Below are 22,822 nucleotides of genomic sequence, written 5' to 3' on the forward strand. Positions count from 1 at the left end.
CCGGCCTGCGAACGCTCGTTCGAGAGCGACGAGGAGCGCCAGCGCCACCTCCGCGAGGTCGGTCTCGTCGACTAGACCAACTCGTCGGCCAGGTCGTGGAGCGTCTCGACGACCAGGTCCGGGTCGCCGTCGAACGGTTCCCACGGACTCCCCTTCCGGTCGGCCCAGACGCCCTGCATCCCGGCGTGCATCGCGCCCTGGACGTCGAGCCACAGCGCGCTCACGTGCGCCATCGACTCGATGGGCGTGCCGGTCCGCGCCGCCGCGTGGCGGTACAGCTCCCGCGCCGGCTTGAACGTCCGTATCTCGTCGGCGCTCACCGTACCGTCGAGGAGGTCGCCGATGTCGGCGTGCTCGACCATCGAGTCGAGCATCTCGGGGTTCCCGTTCGAGACGACGTAGCAGGGATAGCCCGCGTCCCGGACGCGCTCGATGGCGTCGCGCACGTCCGGGAAGACGTCGAGTTCGTGGTAGACCGCGAGAATCTCGTCGCGTTCTTCTTCCGGCAGGTCGACGCCGTGGGCGTCGAGGGCGTACCCGAGCGCGTCCCGGTTCATCTCGTAGAACGGCTGGTAGGCGTCGAGTTCGTTGGCGACCATCGTGTACTCGAGCGAGCGCGTCCGCCAGAGCCGCGAGACGGGTTCGGGGTCGTCGATGCGTTCGCGCAGAGCGTTCTCGGCCGCGTCCACGTCGACTAGCGTGCTGTAGGAGTCGAACGTCACCGTCGAGACCCGTTCGGCGTCGAAACTCATGCCCGGGCGTTCTCGCGCCGCGGGCATAGCTGTGGGGCCGCCGTGCGCTCCCGCCGCCGACGCGACGCCCCTCGCAACTCGTGACGACTTCGACGGAGCTATCTTCGGCGCTCGCATCAGCGGGTAGGGGTTCACACCAATGCACGTCAGAACCGGACTCTCGTACGGCGACGCCCTGCTGGTCCCCCAGCGCTCGCCCGTCGACAGCCGCAGTGACGTCGACCTCTCGACGCACCTCACGCCGTCGCTCGAGCTCGAACTGCCCGTCCTCTCGGCGCCGATGGACACCGTCACCGAGGTCGACACCGCCGTCGCGCTCTCGTCGATGGGCGGCTTCGGGACGATTCACCGCTTCCTGGGCATCGACGAGCAGGCCGAGCAGGTCCGGGCCGTCTCGACGGCGGGCGAACGAGTCGGCGCCGCCGTCGGCATCGACGAGGAGTTCCTCGACCGGGCCGAGGCCGCGCTGGCGGCGGGCGCCGACTGTCTCGTGGTCGACGTCGCCCACGGCCACATGGAGGCGGCGCTCGACGCCGTCGCCGCCATCGACCGCGAGTTCCCCGACGCGCCGCTCGTCGCCGGCAACGTCGTCACGCCGGCCGGCGTCCGCGACCTCCACGCCGCCGGCGCGGACGGCGTGAAGGTCGGCGTCGGCCCCGGCTCGCACTGTACCACCCGTGAGGTCGCCGGAGCGGGCGTCCCGCAGCTCACGGCGGTCGACGACTGCGCGTCGGTCGCGCGCGACCTCGGCGTCACCGTCGTCGCCGACGGCGGCATCCAGACCTCCGGCGACGCGGCGAAGGCGCTGATGGCGGGTGCCGACACCGTCATGCTCGGCGGCTTCTTCGCCGGGACCGACGAGGCGCCGGGCGACGTCGTCGAGGTCGACGGCGAGCGCTACAAGCGCTCGCGCGGCATGGCGACGACGAGCGCGAACGAGGCGCGCACCGACAAGGACCTCGCACCCGACGCGGACGAGGGGGTCGACGGCCTCTCGCCGTACCGCGGTCCGCTCGAAGTCGCGCTCTCCGAGTTCGTCGCCGGCGTCCGCTCGGGCGTGAGCTACTGCGGCGGCCACACGCTCGCAGAGGCCCGCTCGAAGGCCGAGTTCATCCGTGTCGAGGCCGGGGCCAAGGAGCGCGAGGGCGCCCACTCCATCCGCGCACGCGAGGAGTAGAGTGCAGTGGTCTCACAGGTGAGACCTACTTGAGCGACCCGCACGCCCCGGTCAGAGCGGCGAGGCGTTCCGGTCGCCGCAGACCGGGCACTGCACCCGCCCCCCGTCGGGGACCTCGAACGTCTCGGGGCACGCCGAGCACTGGTACGTCGTCGGGCTGTCGTCGTCTCCGCCGAACACGCGGTTCACGAGTCCCATCTGGATTCCTCCAGTATCGAGGACGCTCGACGCGAGAGTAAAACGGCTCGCTCGTTGCGGTGGTTGCATCCCCGGAACCGTCGAAACCACCCGACGTGAACGGTACGAACCGTCGGATAGGCGGAGGATTACGGGTTACTCCTGCTCGTCGAGTGCCTGCCACGACAGCCGCGGGTTCCGCGCCGCGCCCGCCTGGTCGATGCGTCGGGCGGCGGTCCGCTGGGGGGCCGACTCGATGGCCGCCTCGTCCTCCTCGGCGACGGCGTCGAACGCCGCGGCGAGCTGGTCGAGCGACGCGCGGTTCTCCACCTCCGTCGGTTCGGTCATCAGCGCCTCGGGGACCGCCTCGGGCCACTTCGTCGTCGGTGGGTGGACGCCGTAGTCGAGCATGCGCTTGGCCACGTCGGCGGCGTCCGTATCGGCGCTCGCGACGAACTCGTGGTGGAACGGCTCGAAGGGGACGTCGTAGTCCACCTGCGAGGCGAGGTAGTTGGCGTTGAGCACCGCCTTCGCGCTGGCGTCGGAGAGCCCCTCGTCGCCGAGGCGGGCGATGTAGGCGTACGCCTTCACCAGCACGAGCCAGTTGCCCTGCTCGCCGTGGACCTTCCCGATGGACCGCTCGGGGGTGAACAGCTCGTAGCCGCCGTCGGTCCGCCGGACGCGGGGGTCGGGGAGGAACTCCGCGAGGTCCTCGCGGACACCGACCGGTCCCGCACCGGGGCCGCCGCCGCCGTGGGGCGTCGCGAACGTCTTGTGGACGTTGTAGTGCATGACGTCGAAGCCCATGTCGCCGGGGCGGACGCGCCCGAGGAGGGCGTTGAGGTTCGCACCGTCGTAGTAGAGCAGGCCGCCGGCCTCGTGGACGACGTCGGCGATGCGCTCGATGTCGCGCTCGAACAGCCCGAGCGTGTTCGGGTTGGTGAGCATGAGCGCGGCGGTGTCGTCGCCGACGGCCGCCTCGAGCGCCTCCAGGTCGACGCGGCCGTCGTCCGCACCGGGGAGTTCGACCACGTCGTAGCCCGCCAGCGCGGCGCTCGCGAAGTTCGTCCCGTGGGCGGAGTCGGGGACGATGACCTCCGACCGCTCCTCGCCGTTGGCCTCGTGGTAGGCCTTCGCGACGAGGATGCCCGCGAACTCGCCGGCCGCACCCGCCGGGGGCTGGAGCGTGACGGCGTCCATCCCGCCGATGCGACCGAGGTAGTCCTGCAGGCGGTAGAGGAGTTCGAGCGTCCCCTGGACGCTCTCGGGCGAGCGGTCGGGGTGGACCGCGGCGTGAGGGTTCGCGGCGACGTCCTCGGTGAACTTCGGGTTGTACTTCATCGTGCAGGAGCCGAGGGGGAACGGGCCGTTCTCGACGCCGTAGTTCATCTCCGAGAGGCGCGTGTAGTGGCGCGCGAGTTCCGGCTCCGAGAGGTCGGGCAGTTCGAGCGTGTCGCGCGTCAGGCCGTCGGGGAGCGAGGACTCCACCTCGACCTCGCGGGTGTGTTTCTCCGAGAGCAACGGCTCGTAGCGCTCCTCGTCGGCCGTCCAGCGCGCCTGGTCGAAGGTCAGCGTCCGGTCGCTCCCACGGGTCGCTCCGTCGTCGCGTTCGCTGTCGCTCACGCGACCACCTCCAGCGCTTCGACGAGCGCGTCGCGCTTCGCGGCGTTCGTCTCGGTCGTACAGAGCTGGACGTGGTGTTCGTCGACGACGTGGACGGCGAACCCCTCGGCTTCGAGGTCGGCGGCCACCGCGGCCGCCGGCTGGTCCGTGTGGGCGACGAACTCCCGGAAGTGGTGACGGTCGTCGACCGGCGCCTGCAGGCCCACGACGTCGTCCACCCTCGCCGCGAGGTCCGCGGTCGCCGTCACGCACTCCTCGGCGAGGTCGGCCAGCCCCTGCGGGCCGAGCATCGCGGCGTGCATCGCGGTCCGCAACGCGACCCACGCCTGGTTCGTGCAGATGTTGCTCGTCGCGCGCTCGCGGCGGATGTGCTGTTCGCGCGTCTGGAGCGTGAGCGTGTAGGCGCGCCGGCCGGTCGCGTCCTCGCTCGCGCCGACCAGCCGCCCCGGTACCTGCCGGAGGTGCTCCTCGCGACAGGCGAACAGCCCGAGACCCATCCCGTAGCTGGTCCCCAGCCCGAGGGAGGCGGCCTCCCCGACGACGACGTCCGCACCGACGCTCGCGGGTTCCTGCAGCAGCGCCAGCGCGAGGATGTCGGTGCCGAGGACGAACAGCGCGTCGTGCTCGTCGGCGAGGTCGCCGAGGTCGGCGAGGCGCTCCTCTATCGCACCCCGGACGGTGGGGTTCTCGGCGTAGAGCATCACCACGTCCTCGTCGAGGCGTTCGGCGAGCGCGTCGACGTCGGCGTTCGCGGCCGTCATCGGGTACGACTCGACGGCGAGGTCCGTCCCCGTCACGTAGTTCTCGAGGACGCCGCGTCGTCCCTCGTGGAGCTGTTCGGGGACGAGAACCGTCTCGCCCGACACGCCGCGAAGCCGGTCGGCGAGCGTCGCCGCCTCTCCCAGCGCCGTCGCCGCGTCGTACATCGAGCAGTTCGCGACCTCGAGGCCGGTGAGCTCGACGAGCATCGACTGGTACTCGAAGAGCGCCTGCAGGAACCCCTGCGCGACCTCGGGCTGGTACTGCGTGTAGGAGGTGAGGAACTCCGAGCGAAGCGAGAGGTGGTCGACGAGCGAGGGGACGTAGTGGTCGTAGTGACCCCGCCCGAGGAACTCGGTGAGGTCGGCGTTGCGCCCGAGCGTGACGTCGAGGTGGGTGCGGACCGCCTGCTCGCTTCGCTGGTCGATACCGAACGCGCCGTCGAAGCGCAGTTCGTCGGGGACGTCGAAGAGGTCCTCCTCGCTCGCGACGCCGACGGCGTCGAGCATCGCCGCCGTCTCCGCCGGCGTGTGCGGCGCGAAGGGACTCCCGGATTCGTGGCTGCTCATGATTGGATGAGAGTGGATGTCCGTGAACTGGACATCGAGTGGTCATCGGTTACAAGTCCCTGCATATGATACCGTCGGATTCGCGGTGAAAGACGCACGGTCGTGGTGTCTCGCGAGGAGAAGGTCGCGTGAGATGGGCACGAACGTGTGAGACCGGTGGCGCACGGGTGAGCGGCGTCGACGGACCGTGCGAACGAGCGAGGGTGGAGAAGAGAGCGCGACGCGACCCGGACTACTCGACGTAGCGGTACTTGCGCTCGCCCATGCGGCCCCAGCCGTCGAAGGCGAACTCGTCCTCGGGGACGGTGAACTCCTCGACGTCGTCGACGCGCTTGTCGTGGTTGTGGGCGTCGTGGACGCGCTCGTACTCCTCGAAGGCGATGTCGCGGCGGTTCGCCAGCTGTTCGTCGACCGTGAGCCCTTCGATTTCCTCCTCCCAGCCCGGCTGGACGGTCTCGGCGTGGATCTCGGCCTGAGCGCCGCTGCCGTAGGAGCCGACGAGGAGTTTCTCGCCCGTCAGGTCCCAGCCGTTCTCGTAGGCGTGTTTCAGGCCGCTCGCGCGGGCGACGTGGACCGAGCCGGTGTACCAGTTGCCCACCTCGCGGGCGATTTTCAGCGTCGGGGCGATGGCGCGGTCGTACCACTCGCGGTAACGCTCGGTCTCCTTCAGGGAATCGGTGTACTCGAGGACGGCGTCGAGGAACGCCTCCTCGTCGTCGAACGCCTCGTAGCGCGGCTGGCGGCCGATGTCGCCGGCGAGTTCCTCCTCGATGCTGGTGTCGCGAATCATGTGCCGGTAGCCGAGCAGCGCCGCCTTCCGGACCATGCCGGGGAAGGGGGTGTGGAAGGGGACGAGTCTGTAGTCGTCGGGGTGGGTGTCGCCGGCGACGCTCTCGAAGTCCTCCAGCGCCTCACGCATACGTGCGAGGTACACCTGCACCGAGCGCTTGCCGTCGACGCTCGGGAACTGCTGGTTGGGCTTGAGGAAGTCCGTCTCGTCGGCGCTCCCGTAACCCTGCTCGGCCGAGAGTTCGACGAGGTCGGGGTCCTCGCTGATGAGCATGGCCACCGCGCCGGCGCCCTGGGTCGCCTCGCCGGCGTCGCCGCGCGCGTACAGCGCGGTGTCGGTGGCGATGACGAGCGCGCTCCGGCCGCGGTTGCGCCCCGCACGAATCCAGTTGTAGGCGTCGTCGAGGCTCTGGGTACCCGAGATGCAGGCGAACTTCCGCTCGCCCTTGTTGGCGTGGTGGAAGTCGCCGTCGAAGACCTGTTCCAGACAGCCGGCGATGTACGTCGAGACCGGTTTGGAGTTGTCGAACGCGGACTCGGTGGCGACGTCGATACGGCCGATGTCGGCCGGTTCGAGGTCACGCCGGTCCATCAGTCGGTAGGCGGCGTTCGCCCCCATGGTGACGATGTCTTCGTAGGTGTCGGGAAAGGAACTGGCCGCGAGGCCGAGACCCTTCGTGTACTTCTCCGGTTCCTCCCCCTTCGCGGGGGCGAACGTGTTGGCGAGGTCGAGTTTCAACTTACCCGTGTGAATCTCGATGGCGTCGATGCCGACGGACGTCATGACAGACGAGTGGACTGGTTCGTATAAGTGTTTGACGACACCGAATTCGTCGTTCGTCGAAGTCGTCCGACGCGGGGCTGACGCTCCCCGTCGTGAGTTGGTGGAAGAACGCGACGACCGACCGCCGAGGGGTCCGGAGAGGTGGGGCCGTCCGGGAGGTTACTCCTCGTCGTCCTCGATGACCTCTGGGTCCCGGAGCGCCTCGTGGAGGCTGTTGAGGCCGTCGACCCACTCGGCGACGAGGCCGTACTCGATGTCCTCGACGGCGCTCACGTCGAGGTCGGCTCCGTCGATGATGAGCGTCCCCGCCGTCACGCAGTGGACGTGGGCGGCGTCGACGTCCTCCTCGGCCTCGGCGTTGCGCGCGGCCTCGATGTGGTCCTCGGGGGTCCCGTCGCCCGCGACGCCCGCGACGACGTACTCCTGGGCGGCGTGGAAGACGCAGACGAGTGCGGTCTGGACCGCGTCGATGAGCATCAGCGTCTCCTCGTCGTCGATGTCGACCTCGGTGAGGACGATGTCGCTGATGCCCTCTATCTCCTCCATCGCCGCCTCCTCGTCGAGGTCGCCCTCGTCGTATGCGGAGACGACCTTCGCCACCGCGATGACGGCGTCGTCCTGGAGGTTCATTCGGAGGCGGGCGGAGTTCTCGTCTTCGAGGTCCACGCCCTCCTCGTCGAGGCGGTCGAGCCAGTTCTGCCAGCGTTCGTCGGTGTAGTACTCACCCTCCGGCGTACTCATACCCACGACTTCGGGCGCCCGGCCATATGCCTTTTCGTTACGCCAACGTCCCGAGAGTGTCGATACCGTACACCAATCGCGGGGTCTCGACGTGCGCGCGCTCCAGCGCCTCGTCGTACCCCTCCTCGCGGAGCCAGCGGGTCCGCCGGGGGACCGTCTTCGGCCCGAGCACCGCGCCCGGTCGGTCCGGGTCGTCGATGAAGTCCGTCTCCATCATGAACGGCACGTCGCGCTCGACGACGCGTTCGAGTTCGTCCTTGTCGGCGAGGACGCTCGGCGTCGGGCCGACGACGCCGCCCGTCGAGTAGTGTTTCACCACCCGCTCGCGCGCCATCCCCGCCTCCTCGGCCCAGTCGGCGACCTCGGTGAAGTCCTCGCTCCCCTCGGCGTGGAGTTGCACCGCGCAGCCGAGGTCGGCACCGAGTGCGAACGCGTGGCGCATCACCTCGTTCGAGGCCGCCCACACCGCCTCGGAGACGTCGTAGTGCGGGCGTCCCGACTTGAGCGCGAGCGCGCGTCCCTCCTCGACGTACTCGGCGGCGACGTCGAGGCCCGCACACATCAGGTCGCGCGCGTCCTCGGGGTCGTAGCCGCGCTCGACCAGTTGCGAGACGAGCGCCGGGTGGACCCCGAGGACGGGCCACGCGCGTCCGGGCAGCACCTCGGTCGAGTCGGCGACGACGTCGAGGGTGTGGTCGTAGGCGACGCGGAAGTCGTCTCCCGCCTCGACCGCGACGTCGTAGTGCCAGGAGGGTTTGTTCAACACGAGCAGGTGGGTGCCGCCGTGGTCGGCGAACTCCTCGGCCGCCTCCACCCCGCGTCCCTTCACCGGGTCGAGGTGCAGGTGGTCGTCGAGAATCGGGTCCATACCTCGATTCCTCCCAGCGTCGGCAAAAGCCCCGCGCTCTCGGGGCAATTCACTCTCGCCTTCTGAAGAGGAACCGGGGAGGACACGTCTCGACAGCCGTGTCGGGGGACAAAACGTTCAGTCGAGCGTCACGGCCTCGTGGGCCGTACTCGGGAGGGCGTCCGAGCGGCCGTAGTCGCCGGGCGCGATGGCGAGCGTTCGAGCGCCGCGGGCGGCGGCCACCTCCAGCACCGGCTTGAAGTCCATGTCCCGGGAGGCGACGGCGAGGACGTCGACGTCGCCGTCGACGACGGCCGTCGTCGCGTCCACGGCGAGTTTCACGTCCACGTCGCCGCTCGTCGTCACCACCTCGAAGCCGTGGGCCTCGGCCGCCTGTATCAGCCCCGGCGTCGCGTGCTCGTCGACGTAGAGCCGTGCGTGCGTGATGCGCCCCCGCTCGGCGGCCGCGGTCCTGACGTCGTCGAGGTCGACGTCGAACTCCGTCCGGAAGACGTTCGGCCCGTCGACGAACAACCCGACCCGCCGCTCCTCGTCGCCCACGAATCGGCGCAGCAGCCCGCTCATGGCCGACCCGAACCGGCGCCCGGCTATAGTCGTGCTGGTTCGGGTTGTTATCCCTTTATTACTATCTAAATTAAATCTATTATCAATAGATTAAAATACTGTCTCTCGAAGGGATAGTCACTATGCGTGAGAGAACCTCACTCGGCCGCCGTAGCTTCCTTCGACTGTCCGGACTCGCCGGCGTCGGCGCCTTCACCGGTATCACGGGCGCGACGCCCGGCCGTTCGCCGGGGGCGAGAGGGGACGAACTCCTCGTCGGCGTCAGTCGGAGCGACGAGTCGAAGCGGAAGGGACCGGGGCGGGCCATCGAGAAGGACCTCCCGGAGCAGGCCCGTATCGCACACGAGAACGCGGCACTCGGCTACGCTGCCGTCGAGTTCCCCGGGGAGGGGACCGACCGCGCCCGCGAGAACTTCCGCCGGGCGATGGCCAGACGGGAGGACGTGAAGTACGTCGAGGAGAACGCCACCTTCGAGACGCTGCTCGTCCCGAACGACCCGCGCTTCGACGACCAGTACGCGGACCAGACGGTGAACGCGCCGACGGCGTGGGACGTCACGCTCGGCGACGCGGACGTCACCGTCGCGGTCGTCGACCAGGGCGTGAAGTACGACCACCCGGACCTCGACGGGAACGTCGCCTCCGACCCGGGGTACGACTTCGTCGACGACGACGGCGACCCCTACCCCGACGACCTCGGAGAGGAGATACACGGGACCCACGTCGCCGGCATCGCCGCCGCCGAGGTGGACAACGGCGAGGGCGTCTCCGGCATCGGCAACTCGACGATACTCGCCGCGCGCGCGCTGAGCGAGACGGGCAGCGGGAGCACGAGCGACATCGCCGACGCCATCCAGTGGGCCGCCGACGAGGGTGCCGACGTCGTCAACCTCTCGCTGGGCGGGGGCGGCTACACGAACACGATGAAGAACGCCGTCTCCTACGCGACGGACCAGGGGGCGCTCGTCGTCGCCGCCGCCGGCAACGACTCCGGTCAGCCCGTCTCGTACCCGGCGGCCTACAGCGAGTGTCTCGCCGTCTCGGCGCTCGACCCCGACGAGGGCCTCGCGTCGTACTCCAACGTCGGCCCCGAGATAGAACTCGCCGCGCCCGGGACGAACGTCCTCTCGACGTGGACGGGTGACGACTACGAGACGATATCGGGCACCTCGATGGCGACGCCCGTCGTCGCCGGCGTCGCCGGCCTGACGCTCGCCGCGTGGGACCTCTCGAACGAGGAACTCCGGACGCACCTGAAGGACACCGCCGTCGATATCGGCCTCGCGGACGACGAACAGGGGAGCGGACGCGTCGACGCCGGTAACGCCGTGACGACCGAACCGGGGAGCGGGTCCGGCGGCGACGACGGCGACGACGGCGACGACGGTGGGGACGACGGCGGGAGCGGCGACTCCGAGTCCGTCTCCGTGAGCGACTCGCTGTCGGGCTACTGGGACGCCGACTGCTGGAGCTATCCGTTCCAGTACGACGCCCCGAGTCGCGTCGTCGTCGAACTGAGCGGCCCGTCGAACGCCGACTTCGACCTCTACGTGAACGACGGCGTCGGCTCCTGCCCCTCGACGTCGGACTACGACTACCGGTCGTGGACCGTCGACAGCCAGGAGCGCATCAGCATCGACGCACCCGACACCTCGACGGACCTGCGCGTGCTCGTCGACTCCTACAGCGGGGGCGGCGACTACACGGTGACCATCACCGAGTTCGCCTGACCCCGTCGCCTCGATATCCCTCGACCGTCGCACTCGGCTCTGACTGCGACGTTCTCACCCGACCCCTCGTTCTGACCTGACCGGTGCCACTAGATATATCCGACCGGGTCGAGTAGCCCGGCGTATGTCCGACGACGAACACGGCCGCGACGTGGAACTCGCGAAGGAGAAAGACGAGGAAGAGGCGGAGGACATCGAGGAGGCGGAAGCCGAGGCGAAGGAGGCCGCCCGCGAGCAGCAAGAGAAGGAGATAGCGGAGGAAGTCGAGCGCAAGTCCGAGGTTCGCGAGGAGGAGGCCGCGGACCAGGAGAACATCGACAACCACCGCGACGAGCGACCCTTCGAGAGCTGAACGGCACGCTTCGAGTTTTTCCTGTTCGACCACCGCGTCGAGCCCCCGGTACGGCCACCCGGTGGTGTCGACGCGTCCCGTCGTCGCCCCCTACGTGCCGTTCCCGCCCGTGACGGGCGGACAGATGCTCACCCGGTCGTCCGGTGTCAGTTCCGCGTCGAGGTCCGCCCGCTTCCCGTCGTGGAGGACGGCCACCGAGGGGGGCGTCCCCTCGCCGTCGAGGAGTTCCCCGTCGAGTGCGGGGTAGTCGGCTTCGAGCGCCGCGAGCAGGTCACGGACCGTCGTTCCCGGGGCGACCGCCCGGTCGAGCGTCCGCTCGCCGACCCGCTCGCGGAACGTGGCGAACAACCTGAGTTCCACCTCCATGGTGGAGCGAGGGGCCGACGGGTGATGAACCCCGACCTCCTCCGAGCGGTTGGAGGGGGTCGACAGGTCGAAGGAGGCCGACCGGCGCAGTGCGAACCGTCCTACGACCGCCGGGGGCTGTCGGGTGCCAGCGCGTCGTCGTAGATGGTGACGAACAGGTCCTCGATCTCCTCGCGGGTGGGCCGACGCGGGTTGTTGTCCGGCGACCCGGAGTCGATGGCGTCCTGGGCCATCGTCCCGACCACGTCGAGGTAGGCCTCCCGGTCGGGAACGTCGCCGAACTCGTCGAGGTAGGAGGCGAGCGAGACGTCTTCACAGACCTGCAGGACGGCGTCGGCGGCGGCCTCGGCGGCCTCGCGGGTCGGCGTGTGCGCATCGGCTGCACCCATCAGACGCGCGATTTCGGCGTACTTCTCGGGGGCCGCCATCACCGAGAACTCCATCACGTAGGGGAGGATGAGCGCGTTCGCGAGGCCGTGAGGGATGTGCAGTTGCGCGCCGAGCGGCCGGGCCATCCCGTGGACGAGCGCCACCGAGGAGTTGGTGAACGCCTGGCCGGCCTGGAGCTGGCCGATCATCATCTCGGTGCGGGCCTCGATGTCGTCGCCGTTGGCCCACGCCTTCGTGAACGAGTCGCTGATGCGCCTGATGGCCGACCGGGCGTAGTCGTCGGGGACGCTGTAGGACTTCACGGAGACGAACGCCTCGATGGCGTGGGTGAGCGCGTCGATGCCGGTGAAGGCGGTGTGGCTCCGGGGGAGCGAGCGGGTTATCTCGGGGTCCTCGATGGCGACGGTCGGGACGACGTTCTGCGAGACGATGAGGAACTTCGTCGAGGTGGACTCGTCGGAGACGACGACCGACCGGGTCGCCTCGCTGCCGGTCCCCGCCGTCGTGTTGACGGCGACGATGGGCGGCGAGGGGTTCGGGACGCCCTCGTAGCCCGCGCGGTCGACGCCGTAGTCGCGGATGGACCCGCCGTTGGCCGCGAGGATGCCGACCCCCTTGCCCGTGTCGATGGACGACCCGCCGCCGAGCGTCACGATGACGTCGCAGTCCTCCGACTCCCAGAGGGCGAACGCGTCCTCGATGTTCTCCACCGTGGGGTCGGGCCGGACGTCGGTGTAGGTGACGACGTCGAGGCCCGCGTCCTCGATGGTCTCGACGAGCGACTCGCCGTGGATGTCGAAGATGACCTCGCTCGCGACGACCAGCGCCCGGTCGCCGTAGGTGGCGGCGTAGTCGCCGACCTCGTCGGCGGCGCCGCTGCCGAGGACGACCTTGCTCGGCGAGACGACCAGTCGGGTTCCGTGCTGTAAGTCAGAGTCCGGCATGGTGGCGGACACCACGGACCGGGGGGCCTACCGCTTTTCGGACCTCGTCTGACATGACCGCCGGGCGACCGAACGCACAACGCCTTTGCTCGCGGCGCCCGCTCCACTACGTACCATGGGTGACGACGACACGGCGAACCGGTGCGGACGGACGCGGGCGAGCCGCGGGGGCGGGCGGTGAGCGACCTCCCCCCGGTGTACGGCGGCGAGATACTCCACGTCCACCTCGACACCGGCGAGACGGAGCGGGAGGCCATCGACCCGGCGGACGCCCGGCGCTTCCTCGGCGGGAACGGTTTCGCCGCGAAGCAGGTGTACGAACACGTCCCCGACGACGCGGACGCCTTCGACCCCGAGAACGTCCTCGCGTTCGCCGTCGGGCCGATGAACTACACGCCCTTCCAGAGCACGAGTCGCGGCGTCGTCGGGTTCGTCTCCCCGATGACCGGCGGCTTCTTCGACTCCACGTTCGGCGGGACGTTCCCGCAGGCCCAGAAGACGACGGGCTTCGAGGTGGTGGTCCTCCACGGCGTCGCCGAGGACCTCTCGTACGTCCACGTCGACGAGGAGGGAGCGCGCCTGGAGGACGCGAGCGAGTTCGCCGGGATGGACACCTACGAGACGTGTGCGGCGGTCCGCGAGGCGGAGGGCCGGGGCCACGAGACGCACGTCGTCGCCGCCGGCCCCGCCGGCGAGAACCGGGTGCGGTTCGCCTGCCTCCTCCACGACGGGAAGTTACGGGAGGGCGTCGCCGGGCGCGGCGGCGCGGGGGCCGTCCTCGGGTCGAAGAACGTGAAGGCTGTCGCGATTCGGGAGGGCGAGTTCACCCCCGAACCGGCCGACGAGAGCGGTCTCAGGGAGCTCGCCAACGGGCAGATGGGCGAGCTGATGAACGAGACGGAGATGCTCCAGGAGTACGGCACGAGCGGCCTCGTCAATCCCATCAACGAGATGGGGAAACTCGGGACCCACAACTACCAGCACGAGCAGGCCGACGAGGCCGACGCCGAGGCGGTCAGCGGCGAGACCCTCAAATCGAAGTACGTCACTGAGGACACCACCTGCGCGAACTGCGCCGTCCGCTGCGGGAAGCACGTCTCCGTCCAGTCCGAGGGGCTGACCGAGGCGAAGATACCCGAGTTCGAGAGCCTCTTCGCCACGACGACGATGCAGGAGGTGTACGACATCAAGCGCGTGATGAAGGCCAACGACCTCTGTGACCGCCTCGGGATGGACACCATCTCGTGGGGCGTCACGGTCGCGTTCGCGCGCGAGTGCAACGAACAGGGGTTGCTCGACCACCACGACTCGCCGCACCTCGACTTCGGGGACGCCGACGGTCTGGTCGAACTGGCCCGCCAGACCGCCCACCGCGAGGGGTTCGGCGACCGGCTCGCCGAGGGGTCGTTCCGCCTCGCCGCGTCGCTGGAGGACACCGAGAGCGCCGAGCGCTTCCTCCACGGCTCGAAGGACCTGGAGTTCGCCGCCCACTCCCCGCGGGGCCTGAAGGGGATGAGCATCGGCTACGCCACCGCGACGCGCGGCGGGTCGCACCACGACACCCGCCCGACGCGCCAGTACGGCGGCGAGCACGACGAGACCACCGAGGGGACGCCCGAGTTCGCCGCCCGCTCGCAGCACTACACCGCCCTCGGCGACTCGCTCACCCAGTGTCGGTTCGTCAGCGAGGGGGGCTGGGGCAAGGAGGTGAACGAGAACTACCGCGACGCCCTCAGCCTCGCGACCGGGTGGGACCTCTCGGTCGACGACGTCGAGGAAATCGGCGAGCGGGTGTACAACCTCGAACGCCTCATCAACGTCCGGCGGGGCGTCGCCAGACGGGAGACGGACACGCTCTCGCATCGCGTCACGCACGAACCCATCCCCGACGGCCCCTCGGAGGGGATGTACTGTCCGCCCGAGGAACTCGACGCGATGCTCACCGAGTACTACGACGTCCGGGGCTGGGACGACGACGGGACGCCCACCGAGGCGACGCTCTCCCGCCTCGACATGGGCGAGTTCGCCTGAGGCGACCCGGGGGAAACGGTGAAGCGACCTCCGTGCGAGGGGTCACCATGACAAACGTCGGCGACGAGGCACCCGACTTCACGGTACCGAAGGCGGGCGGCGAGGCGTACAACGACCTCGAGGCGTTCACGCTCTCGGAGGCAGTGAGCGAGGGCCCGACGGTCCTCGCCTTCTACCCGGCCGCGTTCACCAGCGGTTGTACCGCGGAGATGTGCGCCTTCCGGGACTCGATGGGGCTGTTCGACGACCTCGACGCGCGAGTGTACGGGGTCAGCGTCGACCTCCCGTTCGCCCAGAACATCTGGATACGGGCGGAGAACCTGAACTTCCCGATGCTCTCGGACTGGACCCACGAGGTCATCCACGCCTACGACGTGGTGCTCGACGACATGTATGGGATGATAGAGGTCGCCCAGCGGAGCGTCTTCGTCGTCGATACCGACGGCGTCGTCACGTACCGCTGGGTTCGCGGCGACGAGAACCCCGACTTCGAGGAACTGGTCGGCGAAGTCGGAGACGCCGTCGAGGAGGCGGCACGCTGAGGCGGGGCGCACTCGTCGACCTCTCGGCCATTTCGATATAGCAGCTGTTAATACACGAGTTCGTGAATATCGGCGACGGATAACCAAATCATTACGTCGCTGGCCCCGAGGTGTCGGGTATGGCCCTTCGCAAACCGCCGCTGTGGGACGTCCACGCCGAGCGGGACGCCACGTTCACGGAGTTCGGCGGCTGGGACATGCCGGTGGAGTTCGACTCCATCCGGACCGAACACGAGGCCGTCCGCGAGACTGTCGGTCTCTTCGACGTCTCGCACATGGGCGAACTCGAGGTCCGAGGCCCCGACGCCGCGGCCCTCATGCAACGGCTCACCACCAACGACGTCTCCCGACTCGCGCCGGGCGAGGGCCAGTACTCGGCCATCACCGACAGCGAGGGCGTCATCCTCGACGACACCATCGTCTACGCGCTCCCGGAGGCGCGCCAGCCCGACACCGGCGAGGGCTTCCTGTTCATCCCGAACGCGGGCCACGACGGGGAGATGGAAGCGCGGTGGGTCGACCACCGCGACGAGTGGGACCTCGACTGCGAGGTCGAGAACCGAACCGCCGAGTACGCGATGGTCGCGCTCCAGGGTCCAGACAGCGAGGACCTCCTCGCCGACGCCGCGGGCGAGGCCGTCCGCGACGTGGCCCCCTTCGACTTCGTCGAGGCCGATATCGAGGGCGTTCCGGTCCTCGCGGCCCGGAGCGGCTACACGGGCGAGGACGGCTTCGAACTCCTCTGTCCGTGGGACGACGCCGAGGCCGTCTGGTCGGCGCTCCCCTGTCAGCCCTGCGGCCTCGGCGCGCGGGACACCCTCCGACTGGAGAAGGGCTTCCTCCTCTCGGGGCAGGACTTCGACGCCGAGTCGAACCCGCGGACGCCCTACGAGGCCGGCATCGACTTCGTCGTCGCCCTCGACACGGACTTCGTCGGGCGCGACGCGCTGGCCGACGCCACCGACCCCGACGAGCGGTTCGTCGGCTTCGAACTCCGAGAGCGGGGGATTCCCCGGGGCGGGTACGACATCACCGACGCCGAGGGGACCGTCATCGGGACCGTCACCAGCGGGACGATGAGTCCCTCGCTGGGCGAGGGCATCGGCCTCGGCTACGTCCCGCGCGAGTTCGCAGCCCCCGGCACCGACATCGGCATCGTGGTCCGCGGCCAGCGGAAAGACGCACGCATCACCGACATACCCTTCCTATGAGCTTCGAGATACCCGACGACCTGTACTACCTGGAATCGCACGAGTGGGCACGCATCGACGGCGACACCGCGAGGGTCGGCATCTCCGACTTCGCGCAGGACGAACTGGGCGACGTGGTCTTCGTCGAACTCCCCGACGGAGGGGAGTCCCTCGACCAGGAGGCGCAGTTCGGCGTCATCGAGTCCATCAAGGCCGTCTCCGACCTCTACACTCCCCTCTCGGGGACCGTGAGCGCGGTCAACGAGGACCTGTTCGACGCGCCGGAACTCGTCAACGAGGACCCCTTCGGCGACGGCTGGCTGCTCGAACTCGAAGGCGTAGACGAGGACGAACTCGACGCACTCCTCACGCCCGAGGCGTACGAAGAACAGATCGCCTGACTGCGACCTTCTCCCTCCGTCTCGCTCCCGTGGAGCGATGCGACTGGACGATGTATCTTCTACTGCTATACGAAGTATCAGGCACACGTATTTATACGATACTAAAAATCTCACAGAAGATTCCATACCACAGTTGCGTCCGCTGTGTCAGCGATGAACGTATCGCGGCGAGGGGCGCTCGCGGTCGGTTCTGGGGGGAGGGACCCGACCCGCCGCGGTGAGCGTGCGGTTTCAAGCGTGCGTCCCCCGTTGTCGGGACGATGCCGTTCGAGTTGACACGAGACCAGCGGACTCTCCGCGAGGAGACGCGCCGGTTCACCCGAGAGGAGATAGCGCCCGTCGCGGACGAGTTGGACGCGAACCGCGAGTACCCCGGCGAGATACTGGACGCGCTCGCGGAGCGCGGGGTGACGGGGCTCACCGTCGCCGAGACGTACGGGGGGCGGGGGGCCGGCCCCGTCGAACTCGCCGTCGTCGTCGAGGAACTGTCTGCGGGACTGATGTCGGTCGCCGCGGCGCTGTCGTTGCACCTCGGCGTCGCCGAGGTCGTCGAGCGCTTCGGCACCGACGCCCAGCGCGAGCGGTTCCTGCCGGCGATGGCGGCCTTCGAGCGGGTCGGCGCGCTCGGCCTCGCCGAGGCGGGGGCGGGCAGCGACAAGGCGGCGATGGAGACGCGCGCGGAGCGAGACGGCGACGAGTGGGTGCTCTCGGGACACAAGCAGTGGGTGACGAACGTCGCGGACGCCGACGTCGTCCTCCTCTACGCGCGGACCGACCCGCCCGAGGAGCGAGGTGGCATCAGCGCCTTCCTCGTCCCGGCCGGGGCGCTCGACGTCGTCCGCGAGTGGGACGTCATCGGTGGGCGCAGCGTCGGCACCTACCGCGTCGAGTTCGACGGCGTCCGGGTGGGAACGGACCGTCTCGTGGGCGAGCGCGGCCGTGCGCTCGAACGGCGGGGGGCCCTCCGGACGGGCGTGAACCTCCCCGCGCGGGCCGTCGGCGTCGCCCGTGCGGCGCTCTCCGACGCCGTCGACTACGTCCACGAACGCGAGCAGTTCGGGCGGGCCGTCGAGGAGTACCAGGGCGTCCGCTGGCGCGTCGCGGAGATGAGCCAGCGCGTCGAGGCCGCCCGGTTGCTGACGCTCCGGGCCGCGAGTGCGGCGGCCCGCGACGCGCCGACCGCGAGCGGCGATACGAGCCTGGCGAAGGTGTACGCCACCGAGGCGGCCGTCGACACCGCTTCTGACGCGATGGGACTCCACGGCGGGGTGGGGTACACCGGCGAACACAGCGTCGAGCGGTACTTCCGCGACGCGAAACTGCTGACCATCGCCGGCGGGTCGAACGACGTCCACCGCAACGCGGTCGCCGACGCCGCCTTCTCGCGGTGACGCGTCGGCACTCGGCGTTCGGATAGGCGTTCGGTCGCGGGTAGTAATCGAGAGGAGTGGGTCGAATCGGGTGGCTCAGTCCTGTCCGGCGGGAGTGCCCGACGTACTCGGCGTGCCGTCCCGGACGCGCCGAATCTTCAACCGGAGCGCGACGGTCGCGAGGAAGCCGACGGCGAGGGCGCCGGCGACGACGTAGAACGCCGTCGTGTAGTTCCCGGTCGACTCGACGACGTACGCGACCAGCGAGGGGCCGGCGACGCCGGCGAGCGCCCACGCGGTGAGCAGGTAGCCGTGGATGGCGCTGAGCTCTTTCGTCCCGAACAGGTCGCCGATGTACGCCGGCAGGCAGGCGAACCCGCCGCCGTAGCAGGTGATGATGAGGAACAGCAGGACGGCGAATATCGTCACGTTCGTCACCCGCGGGAGGAGGGCGAACGCGACGACCTGGATGGCGAAGAACAGGGTGTAGGTGTTCGTCCGCCCGATGTAGTCGGAGCCGCTGGCCCACCCGATGCGCCCGAGGCCGTTGAACAGTCCAGTGACGCCGACGATGGAGGCGGCCGTCGCCGCCGTGGCGCCGGTGATGGCCTGCGTCATGTTCGAGGCCACCGACAGCAGCATGATGCCGGCCGAGACGTTGATGAACATCATGAGCCACAGCAGGTAGAACCGGGGCGTCCTGAGCGACTCCCGCGCCCGCAACTGTGCGAGGTCGCCCCCCTCCTCCTCGTCCTCCAGGGCGTCCGGGTCGGCCCCCTCGGGGACCCACCCCTCCGGGGGCTTCTGCAGGTAACTCGCGCCGGCCGCCATGAACAGGAAGTAACTGGCGCCGAGGACGTAGAACGCGGTCGGGACGGACGTCGCCTCCATCAGGAAGGCGGCGACCGGACTGGTGATGAGCGCGCCGGCACCGAAGCCCATGACCGCCATCCCGGTCGCCAGCCCGCGCCGGTCGGGGAACCACTGGACCAGCGTGGAGATGGGGGCGATGTACCCGATACCGAGGCCGACGCCGCCGACGACGCCGTAGGTCGCGAGGAACAGCGGGTAGTTCCCGAGCTGGACGCTGAGACCGGCGCCGACGGTCCCGAGACCGAACAGGACGGCGGAGGCCAGCCCCGATACCCGTGGACCGTACTTCTCGACGAACGTCCCGAGGAAGGCGGCGGCCATCCCGAGCATGAAGATGGCGACGGTGAACCCGAGCGTGACGTCCGAGATGGCCCACCCCTGGGTCTCGTTGAGCGGGTTCTGGTAGACACTGTAGGCGTATATCGAGCCGATAGAGACGTGGATAGCGACGGCGGACAGCGCGATCAACCAACGGTTCTTCGACGCGGTTGTCTGTGGCATCGGCTGACAGGACTCGTGCACAACTGTAATAGTTTGTGGCTTAGCGTACATGGTTGTACACTCGAACACCGTGAAAACACGCCGGAGTCGGCGGGTCGGTCGACCGGCGGACTCACTCGCCGCGCACGACGGTCGCGAGTTCGTCCCGGTCGAAGAGGCGCTCGTCCTCGGGGACCTCGGGGTAGCTGTCGCCGTCCTCGTAGCCAGGCCACTCGCCGAACAGGTCCGGGTACAGTTGCTTGGCGGTCATCTCCAGTTGGAAGAGGTTGACGATGGGGCCCTGGAAGGCGGTACCGGAGGCGTAGAAGCGGTCGTTCTCGACGGCCGAGAGCTGACTCCCGACGGGGTGGTCCCGGACCGTCTCCAGAATCGAGTCGAACTCGTAGAACGGTGTGATGGCGAAGTGGTGGAGGACGACGTCGGGGTCGTACTCCAGCATCCCCTCGAAGTCGTAGCTCGCCTCGTAGTTCTCGGCGTACGTCCGGTCGCTGTCGGCGAACACGTCCCTGGCCCCGAGCGGCGCGGTGTGCGCGCGGCCGAAGCCGGGGCCGTTTATCCGGTACGGCGAGAACCGTTCGTCGTAGAACGCGACCTGTCCGACGGTCGGCCGTTCGTCCTCGGGCGGGAGGGCCGACTCGATGGTCCCAATGAGGTCGTCGTGCATCGCCGAGAGCGCCTCGAAGCGCTCGCGCTCCCGGAAGACGTCGGCGACCTTCCCGCACAGCTCCCAGAGCGAGTAGTACTCGTAGCCGTCCCGACAGCCCTCCGGCGGTTCGGAGTGCTGTCGGCTGTATCGGTTGCCGAACCACGGACCGACGTCGCGCCGGACGTCCTCGACGTCGGCCTCGCTCCACGCGTCGAAGGTCATCGCCCAGCAGGGGTCCATCAGGTGGACGTCGCTGTCGAGTTCGTAGTACACCTCCTTGTCCATCCCCTCGTTGAACAACTGCGTGAGGCCGTCCACCTCGAAGGAGACACCGTCCAGCGCGTCGTAGAAGTACGCCGCCGTCTCGCCGTAGCCGTCCGTGAACCCGAGGGAGTTCACCGACGCTCCGTGGCCGAACGCGACGGCCATGTCCGCGTAGTGGGGGCTGTAGGCCATCACCGACTCGGGGACGGCGTCGAACTCGACGTCCCCGACGGGCGAGAGCGTCACCGTGTACGACCCGTCCCCCTCGTCTCCGGTGTCGTTCGTTCCGTCCGTCCCGTTCGCCGGCCCACCGCCGGCGCTCCCGTTCGAGTCGCCCGCGCTCGGACCGCCGAGACACCCGGCGAGCAGTCCACCAGCCGCGATACCCGTCCCGCCGAGGAGGCGGCGACGCGTGAGTTCGCTGTCCGTCACCGACATTTAGGCTCGCCTAAACCAACATAGCTGTTGCGAAGTTTCGGCGTACCTAAACCAGCGTGTCCGGGTACGCTCCGGACCGTCGTCGACGGTCAGATGACTCGTCCGCCGCTCGGCGGGTGTGTCGGATTGCGACGAAGACGAGCGCTCCGACGTCGGCGGTCTCAGGACCCCTCGTAGAGGTGCATCTCGTCGAAGAAACGGTCGGTGACCTGTTCGGCGGCGTAGCGGAGGACGATGGTGTCGTCGGCGGCGTCCGCGAACAGGCCGAGCGGTATCTCGCCCTCGCCCATGTCCCGGTAGCCGCCGGCGCTCCCGACGTCGTCGAACGCGTGTTCGAGGACCGCCCCGGCGTTGACGCGGGGGTCGGTCGAGCGGATGCTCATTCGGATGTCGTTCTCGACGATGCCGAAGACGAGCACCGTCCGGACGCCCTCGAGGTTCAGGAGGTAGCGCGCAGCCTGCGGGAGGGCGTCCGTCTCGGGCGTGATACCGGCGGAGGTGACGAGCACCGACCCCCGGACCTCGCGGTTGCGGATGGCCTCGCCGATGGCGTCGAGGGTGGTGGGGCTGAACGCCGCGCCGTACATCTCCTCGACGAGTTCCACGTCGGCGTAGGGCCGGACGTACGCGCCGGCGGCGTACTCGTTCGCCGTCGGGTTGCGGACGTGGTCGAGGCGCTCGCGGTGGAGGGCGAACAGGAGCGCGGAGGCGAGGCGCTCGCTCGGTTCGACCGAGAGGTCCCGGAGGTACTCGACGAGGATGGCCGCCGTCGTGGCGTAGCCGGTCCGGCAGTCGACGAACGCCCCCTCGGGGACCCCCTCGCACGGCCGGTGGTCGACGACGACGTCGACGGTCCCCAACCCCCGGTCCTCGAAGGCGGTGGGGTCGGTGTGACCGACCAGCGCCACCCGGTCGAACCCCTCGGGACTGACCCCCTTCGCCTCCCTGAGGTCCACGTCGAGCAGGTTGACGAACGCCCGGTTCTCCTGGTGGGAGAGGTCCTCCGTGTAGACGAGCCGGACCGTCTCGACGCCGGCGCTGTGGGCGATGGTCTCGAGTGCGAGCGCGCTCGCTATGCAGTCCGGGTCGGGGTTGGCGTGACAGACCACGAGCACGGACCCGGCGCCGTCGAACGCCTCCACGAGTTGCTGTGCGTGACCCACGTCCACAGTAGGTGCGATTCGGAAATAAGTCTCGCCTCACCGTCACGACCGGGAGAGGGTCACGCGGGACGTGGTCGCGGCCGGGTAGACGGGTTCGGGCGTTCAGCCGACGGTCCGGAGCGCGTCGAGCATCGTCCCGATGTCGGTGTCGGTGATGGCGAGGGAGAACCCGTCGACGCGCGCGAGCGCGGGGGCGTGCTCCCAGAGGGCGTCGGGGTCGAGGCCGTGGAGGACGACGACGCTCGGCGTGGGCGTCACGACGCGCAGCGCGACCAGCGGGGACTCCCCCCGGGTGACGTCGGTGAAGACGAGCGCTCGGTTGGTCGACTGGCCGTAGAGGCGGTAGAACTCCTCGCTCGACAGGCGGGTGATGGCCTCGATGGAGTTGATGACGGTGTGACCGGCGATGGTGCGCTGGCGGCCGGCGACCAGTTCCTCGGCGTCGATGGCCTCGTACAGTCGTTCGACGGGGATGGTCGTAGGGTACTCCCGGAGGTCGTAGACGATGTCGCTCTCGAAGCCGGCGGAGATGACCCGCGCGAACTGCCGGATGTGACTGCCCCCGCGCTCCTCGTCGATGTCGAGCAGCGCCTCGATGACCCGCCGGACGACGCCGATGCCGGGGCTCTTTCGCCGGCCGCTCTCGTAGTCCGAGACGACCGACGGCGAGACGTCGAGGCGGTCGGCGAGCGTCGTCTGGGCGACGTCGAAGTCCGTGCGCCACTTCCGGAGCGTCCCGCCGGGGTCGTCGCTCAGCACCACCTCGCCCGCGATGCGCTGCGCCAGGGTGCGCCGGAGGTCGGTCATTCGGTCACTCT

At 69.2% G+C, this 22,822-nt stretch carries 22 protein-coding genes; 8 read left to right on the forward strand and 14 right to left on the reverse strand.

Annotation, left to right across the window (positions count from 1 at the left end; genetic code table 11):
• Positions 1–71: 71 nt before the first annotated feature.
• On the reverse strand, positions 72–752 hold the full coding sequence (locus P1Y20_RS03120; RefSeq protein WP_304447195.1) for a haloacid dehalogenase type II: 681 nt from the start codon (positions 750–752) through the stop codon (positions 72–74).
• Positions 753–891: 139 nt separating this feature from the next.
• Here P1Y20_RS03120 and P1Y20_RS03125 point away from each other — a divergent pair, with 139 nt between their 5' ends.
• On the forward strand, positions 892–1,929 hold the full coding sequence (locus P1Y20_RS03125) for a guanosine monophosphate reductase (protein ID WP_304447196.1): 1,038 nt from the start codon (positions 892–894) through the stop codon (positions 1,927–1,929).
• A gap of 51 nt (positions 1,930–1,980) precedes the next feature.
• Here P1Y20_RS03125 and P1Y20_RS03130 read toward each other — a convergent pair whose 3' ends face one another.
• The 7 genes from P1Y20_RS03130 to P1Y20_RS03160 all read right to left on the reverse strand — a co-directional run bounded on the left by P1Y20_RS03130 (position 1,981) and on the right by P1Y20_RS03160 (position 8,803).
• Entirely contained in the window at positions 1,981–2,127 is a 147-nt protein-coding gene (locus P1Y20_RS03130) for a hypothetical protein (protein ID WP_304447197.1), read from the reverse strand.
• Between the two features lie 135 nt (positions 2,128–2,262).
• The gene (gene gcvPB, locus P1Y20_RS03135; RefSeq protein ID WP_304449458.1) at positions 2,263–3,678 is read right to left on the reverse strand and encodes an aminomethyl-transferring glycine dehydrogenase subunit GcvPB; all 1,416 of its coding nucleotides are present in this window, start codon (positions 3,676–3,678) and stop codon (positions 2,263–2,265) included.
• 47 nt (positions 3,679–3,725) lie between these two features.
• Positions 3,726–5,057, reverse strand: a complete 1,332-nt coding sequence (gene gcvPA, locus P1Y20_RS03140; RefSeq protein WP_304447198.1) for an aminomethyl-transferring glycine dehydrogenase subunit GcvPA — start codon at positions 5,055–5,057, stop codon at positions 3,726–3,728.
• A 232-nt stretch (positions 5,058–5,289) separates the two neighbouring features.
• On the reverse strand, positions 5,290–6,630 hold the full coding sequence (gene hmgB / locus P1Y20_RS03145) for a hydroxymethylglutaryl-CoA synthase (protein WP_304447199.1): 1,341 nt from the start codon (positions 6,628–6,630) through the stop codon (positions 5,290–5,292).
• A 159-nt stretch (positions 6,631–6,789) separates the two neighbouring features.
• Positions 6,790–7,371: a DUF2150 family protein gene (locus P1Y20_RS03150; RefSeq protein WP_304447200.1), complete on the reverse strand. Its 582-nt coding sequence runs from the start codon at positions 7,369–7,371 to the stop codon at positions 6,790–6,792.
• 37 nt (positions 7,372–7,408) lie between these two features.
• On the reverse strand, positions 7,409–8,239 hold the full coding sequence (locus P1Y20_RS03155) for a TatD family hydrolase (RefSeq protein ID WP_304447201.1): 831 nt from the start codon (positions 8,237–8,239) through the stop codon (positions 7,409–7,411).
• A 117-nt stretch (positions 8,240–8,356) separates the two neighbouring features.
• On the reverse strand, positions 8,357–8,803 hold the full coding sequence (locus tag P1Y20_RS03160; RefSeq protein WP_304447202.1) for an NYN domain-containing protein: 447 nt from the start codon (positions 8,801–8,803) through the stop codon (positions 8,357–8,359).
• A gap of 122 nt (positions 8,804–8,925) precedes the next feature.
• Here P1Y20_RS03160 and P1Y20_RS03165 point away from each other — a divergent pair, with 122 nt between their 5' ends.
• On the forward strand, positions 8,926–10,533 hold the full coding sequence (locus tag P1Y20_RS03165; RefSeq protein ID WP_304447203.1) for a S8 family serine peptidase: 1,608 nt from the start codon (positions 8,926–8,928) through the stop codon (positions 10,531–10,533).
• Between the two features lie 124 nt (positions 10,534–10,657).
• Entirely contained in the window at positions 10,658–10,885 is a 228-nt protein-coding gene (locus P1Y20_RS03170) for a hypothetical protein (RefSeq protein ID WP_304447204.1), read from the forward strand.
• Between the two features lie 90 nt (positions 10,886–10,975).
• On the opposite strand, the gene P1Y20_RS03175 is transcribed toward P1Y20_RS03170, so the two are convergent.
• Positions 10,976–11,251, reverse strand: a complete 276-nt coding sequence (locus tag P1Y20_RS03175; RefSeq protein ID WP_304447205.1) for a ubiquitin-like small modifier protein 1 — start codon at positions 11,249–11,251, stop codon at positions 10,976–10,978.
• A gap of 101 nt (positions 11,252–11,352) precedes the next feature.
• The gene (locus tag P1Y20_RS03180; protein ID WP_304447206.1) at positions 11,353–12,585 is read right to left on the reverse strand and encodes an iron-containing alcohol dehydrogenase; all 1,233 of its coding nucleotides are present in this window, start codon (positions 12,583–12,585) and stop codon (positions 11,353–11,355) included.
• 177 nt (positions 12,586–12,762) lie between these two features.
• On the opposite strand from P1Y20_RS03180, the gene P1Y20_RS03185 reads away from it, so the two are divergent.
• The 5 genes from P1Y20_RS03185 to P1Y20_RS03205 all read left to right on the forward strand — a co-directional run bounded on the left by P1Y20_RS03185 (position 12,763) and on the right by P1Y20_RS03205 (position 18,140).
• The gene (locus tag P1Y20_RS03185; RefSeq protein WP_304447207.1) at positions 12,763–14,616 is read left to right on the forward strand and encodes an aldehyde ferredoxin oxidoreductase family protein; all 1,854 of its coding nucleotides are present in this window, start codon (positions 12,763–12,765) and stop codon (positions 14,614–14,616) included.
• A gap of 47 nt (positions 14,617–14,663) precedes the next feature.
• Complete coding sequence (locus P1Y20_RS03190; RefSeq protein WP_304447208.1) at positions 14,664–15,158, forward strand: redoxin domain-containing protein; 495 nt, start codon at positions 14,664–14,666, stop codon at positions 15,156–15,158.
• 119 nt (positions 15,159–15,277) lie between these two features.
• A complete protein-coding gene (gene gcvT / locus P1Y20_RS03195; protein ID WP_304447209.1) occupies positions 15,278–16,369 on the forward strand; it encodes a glycine cleavage system aminomethyltransferase GcvT in 1,092 nt (363 codons plus the stop codon).
• On the forward strand, positions 16,366–16,749 hold the full coding sequence (gcvH, locus tag P1Y20_RS03200) for a glycine cleavage system protein GcvH (RefSeq protein WP_304447210.1): 384 nt from the start codon (positions 16,366–16,368) through the stop codon (positions 16,747–16,749). Before gcvT ends, gcvH begins: the two co-directional genes overlap by 4 nt.
• A 260-nt stretch (positions 16,750–17,009) precedes the next feature.
• Positions 17,010–18,140, forward strand: coding sequence for an acyl-CoA dehydrogenase family protein (locus P1Y20_RS03205; protein WP_304447211.1), 1,131 nt, complete (start codon positions 17,010–17,012; stop codon positions 18,138–18,140).
• A 75-nt stretch (positions 18,141–18,215) separates the two neighbouring features.
• Here the strand turns inward: P1Y20_RS03205 and P1Y20_RS03210 are convergent, their stop codons facing one another.
• From P1Y20_RS03210 to P1Y20_RS03225, 4 genes are all read right to left on the reverse strand, one after another.
• Positions 18,216–19,493 (reverse strand): L-lactate MFS transporter, encoded by a 1,278-nt coding sequence (locus tag P1Y20_RS03210; RefSeq protein WP_304447212.1) that lies wholly within the window; start codon positions 19,491–19,493, stop codon positions 18,216–18,218.
• Positions 19,494–19,605: 112 nt separating this feature from the next.
• Entirely contained in the window at positions 19,606–20,841 is a 1,236-nt protein-coding gene (locus P1Y20_RS03215; RefSeq protein WP_379736981.1) for an ABC transporter substrate-binding protein, read from the reverse strand.
• Positions 20,842–21,002: 161 nt separating this feature from the next.
• The gene (locus tag P1Y20_RS03220; protein ID WP_304447214.1) at positions 21,003–22,004 is read right to left on the reverse strand and encodes a DHH family phosphoesterase; all 1,002 of its coding nucleotides are present in this window, start codon (positions 22,002–22,004) and stop codon (positions 21,003–21,005) included.
• A gap of 102 nt (positions 22,005–22,106) precedes the next feature.
• On the reverse strand, positions 22,107–22,811 hold the full coding sequence (locus P1Y20_RS03225; protein ID WP_304447215.1) for a helix-turn-helix domain-containing protein: 705 nt from the start codon (positions 22,809–22,811) through the stop codon (positions 22,107–22,109).
• Positions 22,812–22,822: the final 11 nt, after the last annotated feature.

It is taken from the genome of Halomarina ordinaria (genome assembly GCF_030553305.1).
Classification (GTDB): domain Archaea; phylum Halobacteriota; class Halobacteria; order Halobacteriales; family Haloarculaceae; genus Halomarina; species Halomarina ordinaria.

Excerpts from the sequence above, each read along its gene's own strand:
- P1Y20_RS03120 (WP_304447195.1), bottom strand. The coding sequence starts at position 752 with ATGAGTTTCGACGCCGAACGGGTCTCGACGGTGACGTTCGACTCCTAC.
- P1Y20_RS03125 (WP_304447196.1), top strand. The coding sequence starts at position 892 with ATGCACGTCAGAACCGGACTCTCGTACGGCGACGCCCTGCTGGTCCCC.
- P1Y20_RS03130 (WP_304447197.1), bottom strand. The coding sequence starts at position 2,127 with ATGGGACTCGTGAACCGCGTGTTCGGCGGAGACGACGACAGCCCGACG.
- gcvPA (WP_304447198.1), bottom strand. The coding sequence starts at position 5,057 with ATGAGCAGCCACGAATCCGGGAGTCCCTTCGCGCCGCACACGCCGGCG.
- hmgB (WP_304447199.1), bottom strand. The coding sequence starts at position 6,630 with ATGACGTCCGTCGGCATCGACGCCATCGAGATTCACACGGGTAAGTTG.
- P1Y20_RS03150 (WP_304447200.1), bottom strand. The coding sequence starts at position 7,371 with ATGAGTACGCCGGAGGGTGAGTACTACACCGACGAACGCTGGCAGAAC.
- P1Y20_RS03155 (WP_304447201.1), bottom strand. The coding sequence starts at position 8,239 with ATGGACCCGATTCTCGACGACCACCTGCACCTCGACCCGGTGAAGGGA.
- P1Y20_RS03160 (WP_304447202.1), bottom strand. The coding sequence starts at position 8,803 with ATGAGCGGGCTGCTGCGCCGATTCGTGGGCGACGAGGAGCGGCGGGTC.
- P1Y20_RS03165 (WP_304447203.1), top strand. The coding sequence starts at position 8,926 with ATGCGTGAGAGAACCTCACTCGGCCGCCGTAGCTTCCTTCGACTGTCC.
- P1Y20_RS03170 (WP_304447204.1), top strand. The coding sequence starts at position 10,658 with ATGTCCGACGACGAACACGGCCGCGACGTGGAACTCGCGAAGGAGAAA.
- P1Y20_RS03175 (WP_304447205.1), bottom strand. The coding sequence starts at position 11,251 with ATGGAGGTGGAACTCAGGTTGTTCGCCACGTTCCGCGAGCGGGTCGGC.
- P1Y20_RS03180 (WP_304447206.1), bottom strand. The coding sequence starts at position 12,585 with ATGCCGGACTCTGACTTACAGCACGGAACCCGACTGGTCGTCTCGCCG.
- P1Y20_RS03190 (WP_304447208.1), top strand. The coding sequence starts at position 14,664 with ATGACAAACGTCGGCGACGAGGCACCCGACTTCACGGTACCGAAGGCG.
- gcvT (WP_304447209.1), top strand. The coding sequence starts at position 15,278 with ATGGCCCTTCGCAAACCGCCGCTGTGGGACGTCCACGCCGAGCGGGAC.
- gcvH (WP_304447210.1), top strand. The coding sequence starts at position 16,366 with ATGAGCTTCGAGATACCCGACGACCTGTACTACCTGGAATCGCACGAG.
- P1Y20_RS03205 (WP_304447211.1), top strand. The coding sequence starts at position 17,010 with ATGCCGTTCGAGTTGACACGAGACCAGCGGACTCTCCGCGAGGAGACG.
- P1Y20_RS03210 (WP_304447212.1), bottom strand. The coding sequence starts at position 19,493 with ATGCCACAGACAACCGCGTCGAAGAACCGTTGGTTGATCGCGCTGTCC.
- P1Y20_RS03215 (WP_379736981.1), bottom strand. The coding sequence starts at position 20,841 with ATGTCGGTGACGGACAGCGAACTCACGCGTCGCCGCCTCCTCGGCGGG.
- P1Y20_RS03225 (WP_304447215.1), bottom strand. The coding sequence starts at position 22,811 with ATGACCGACCTCCGGCGCACCCTGGCGCAGCGCATCGCGGGCGAGGTG.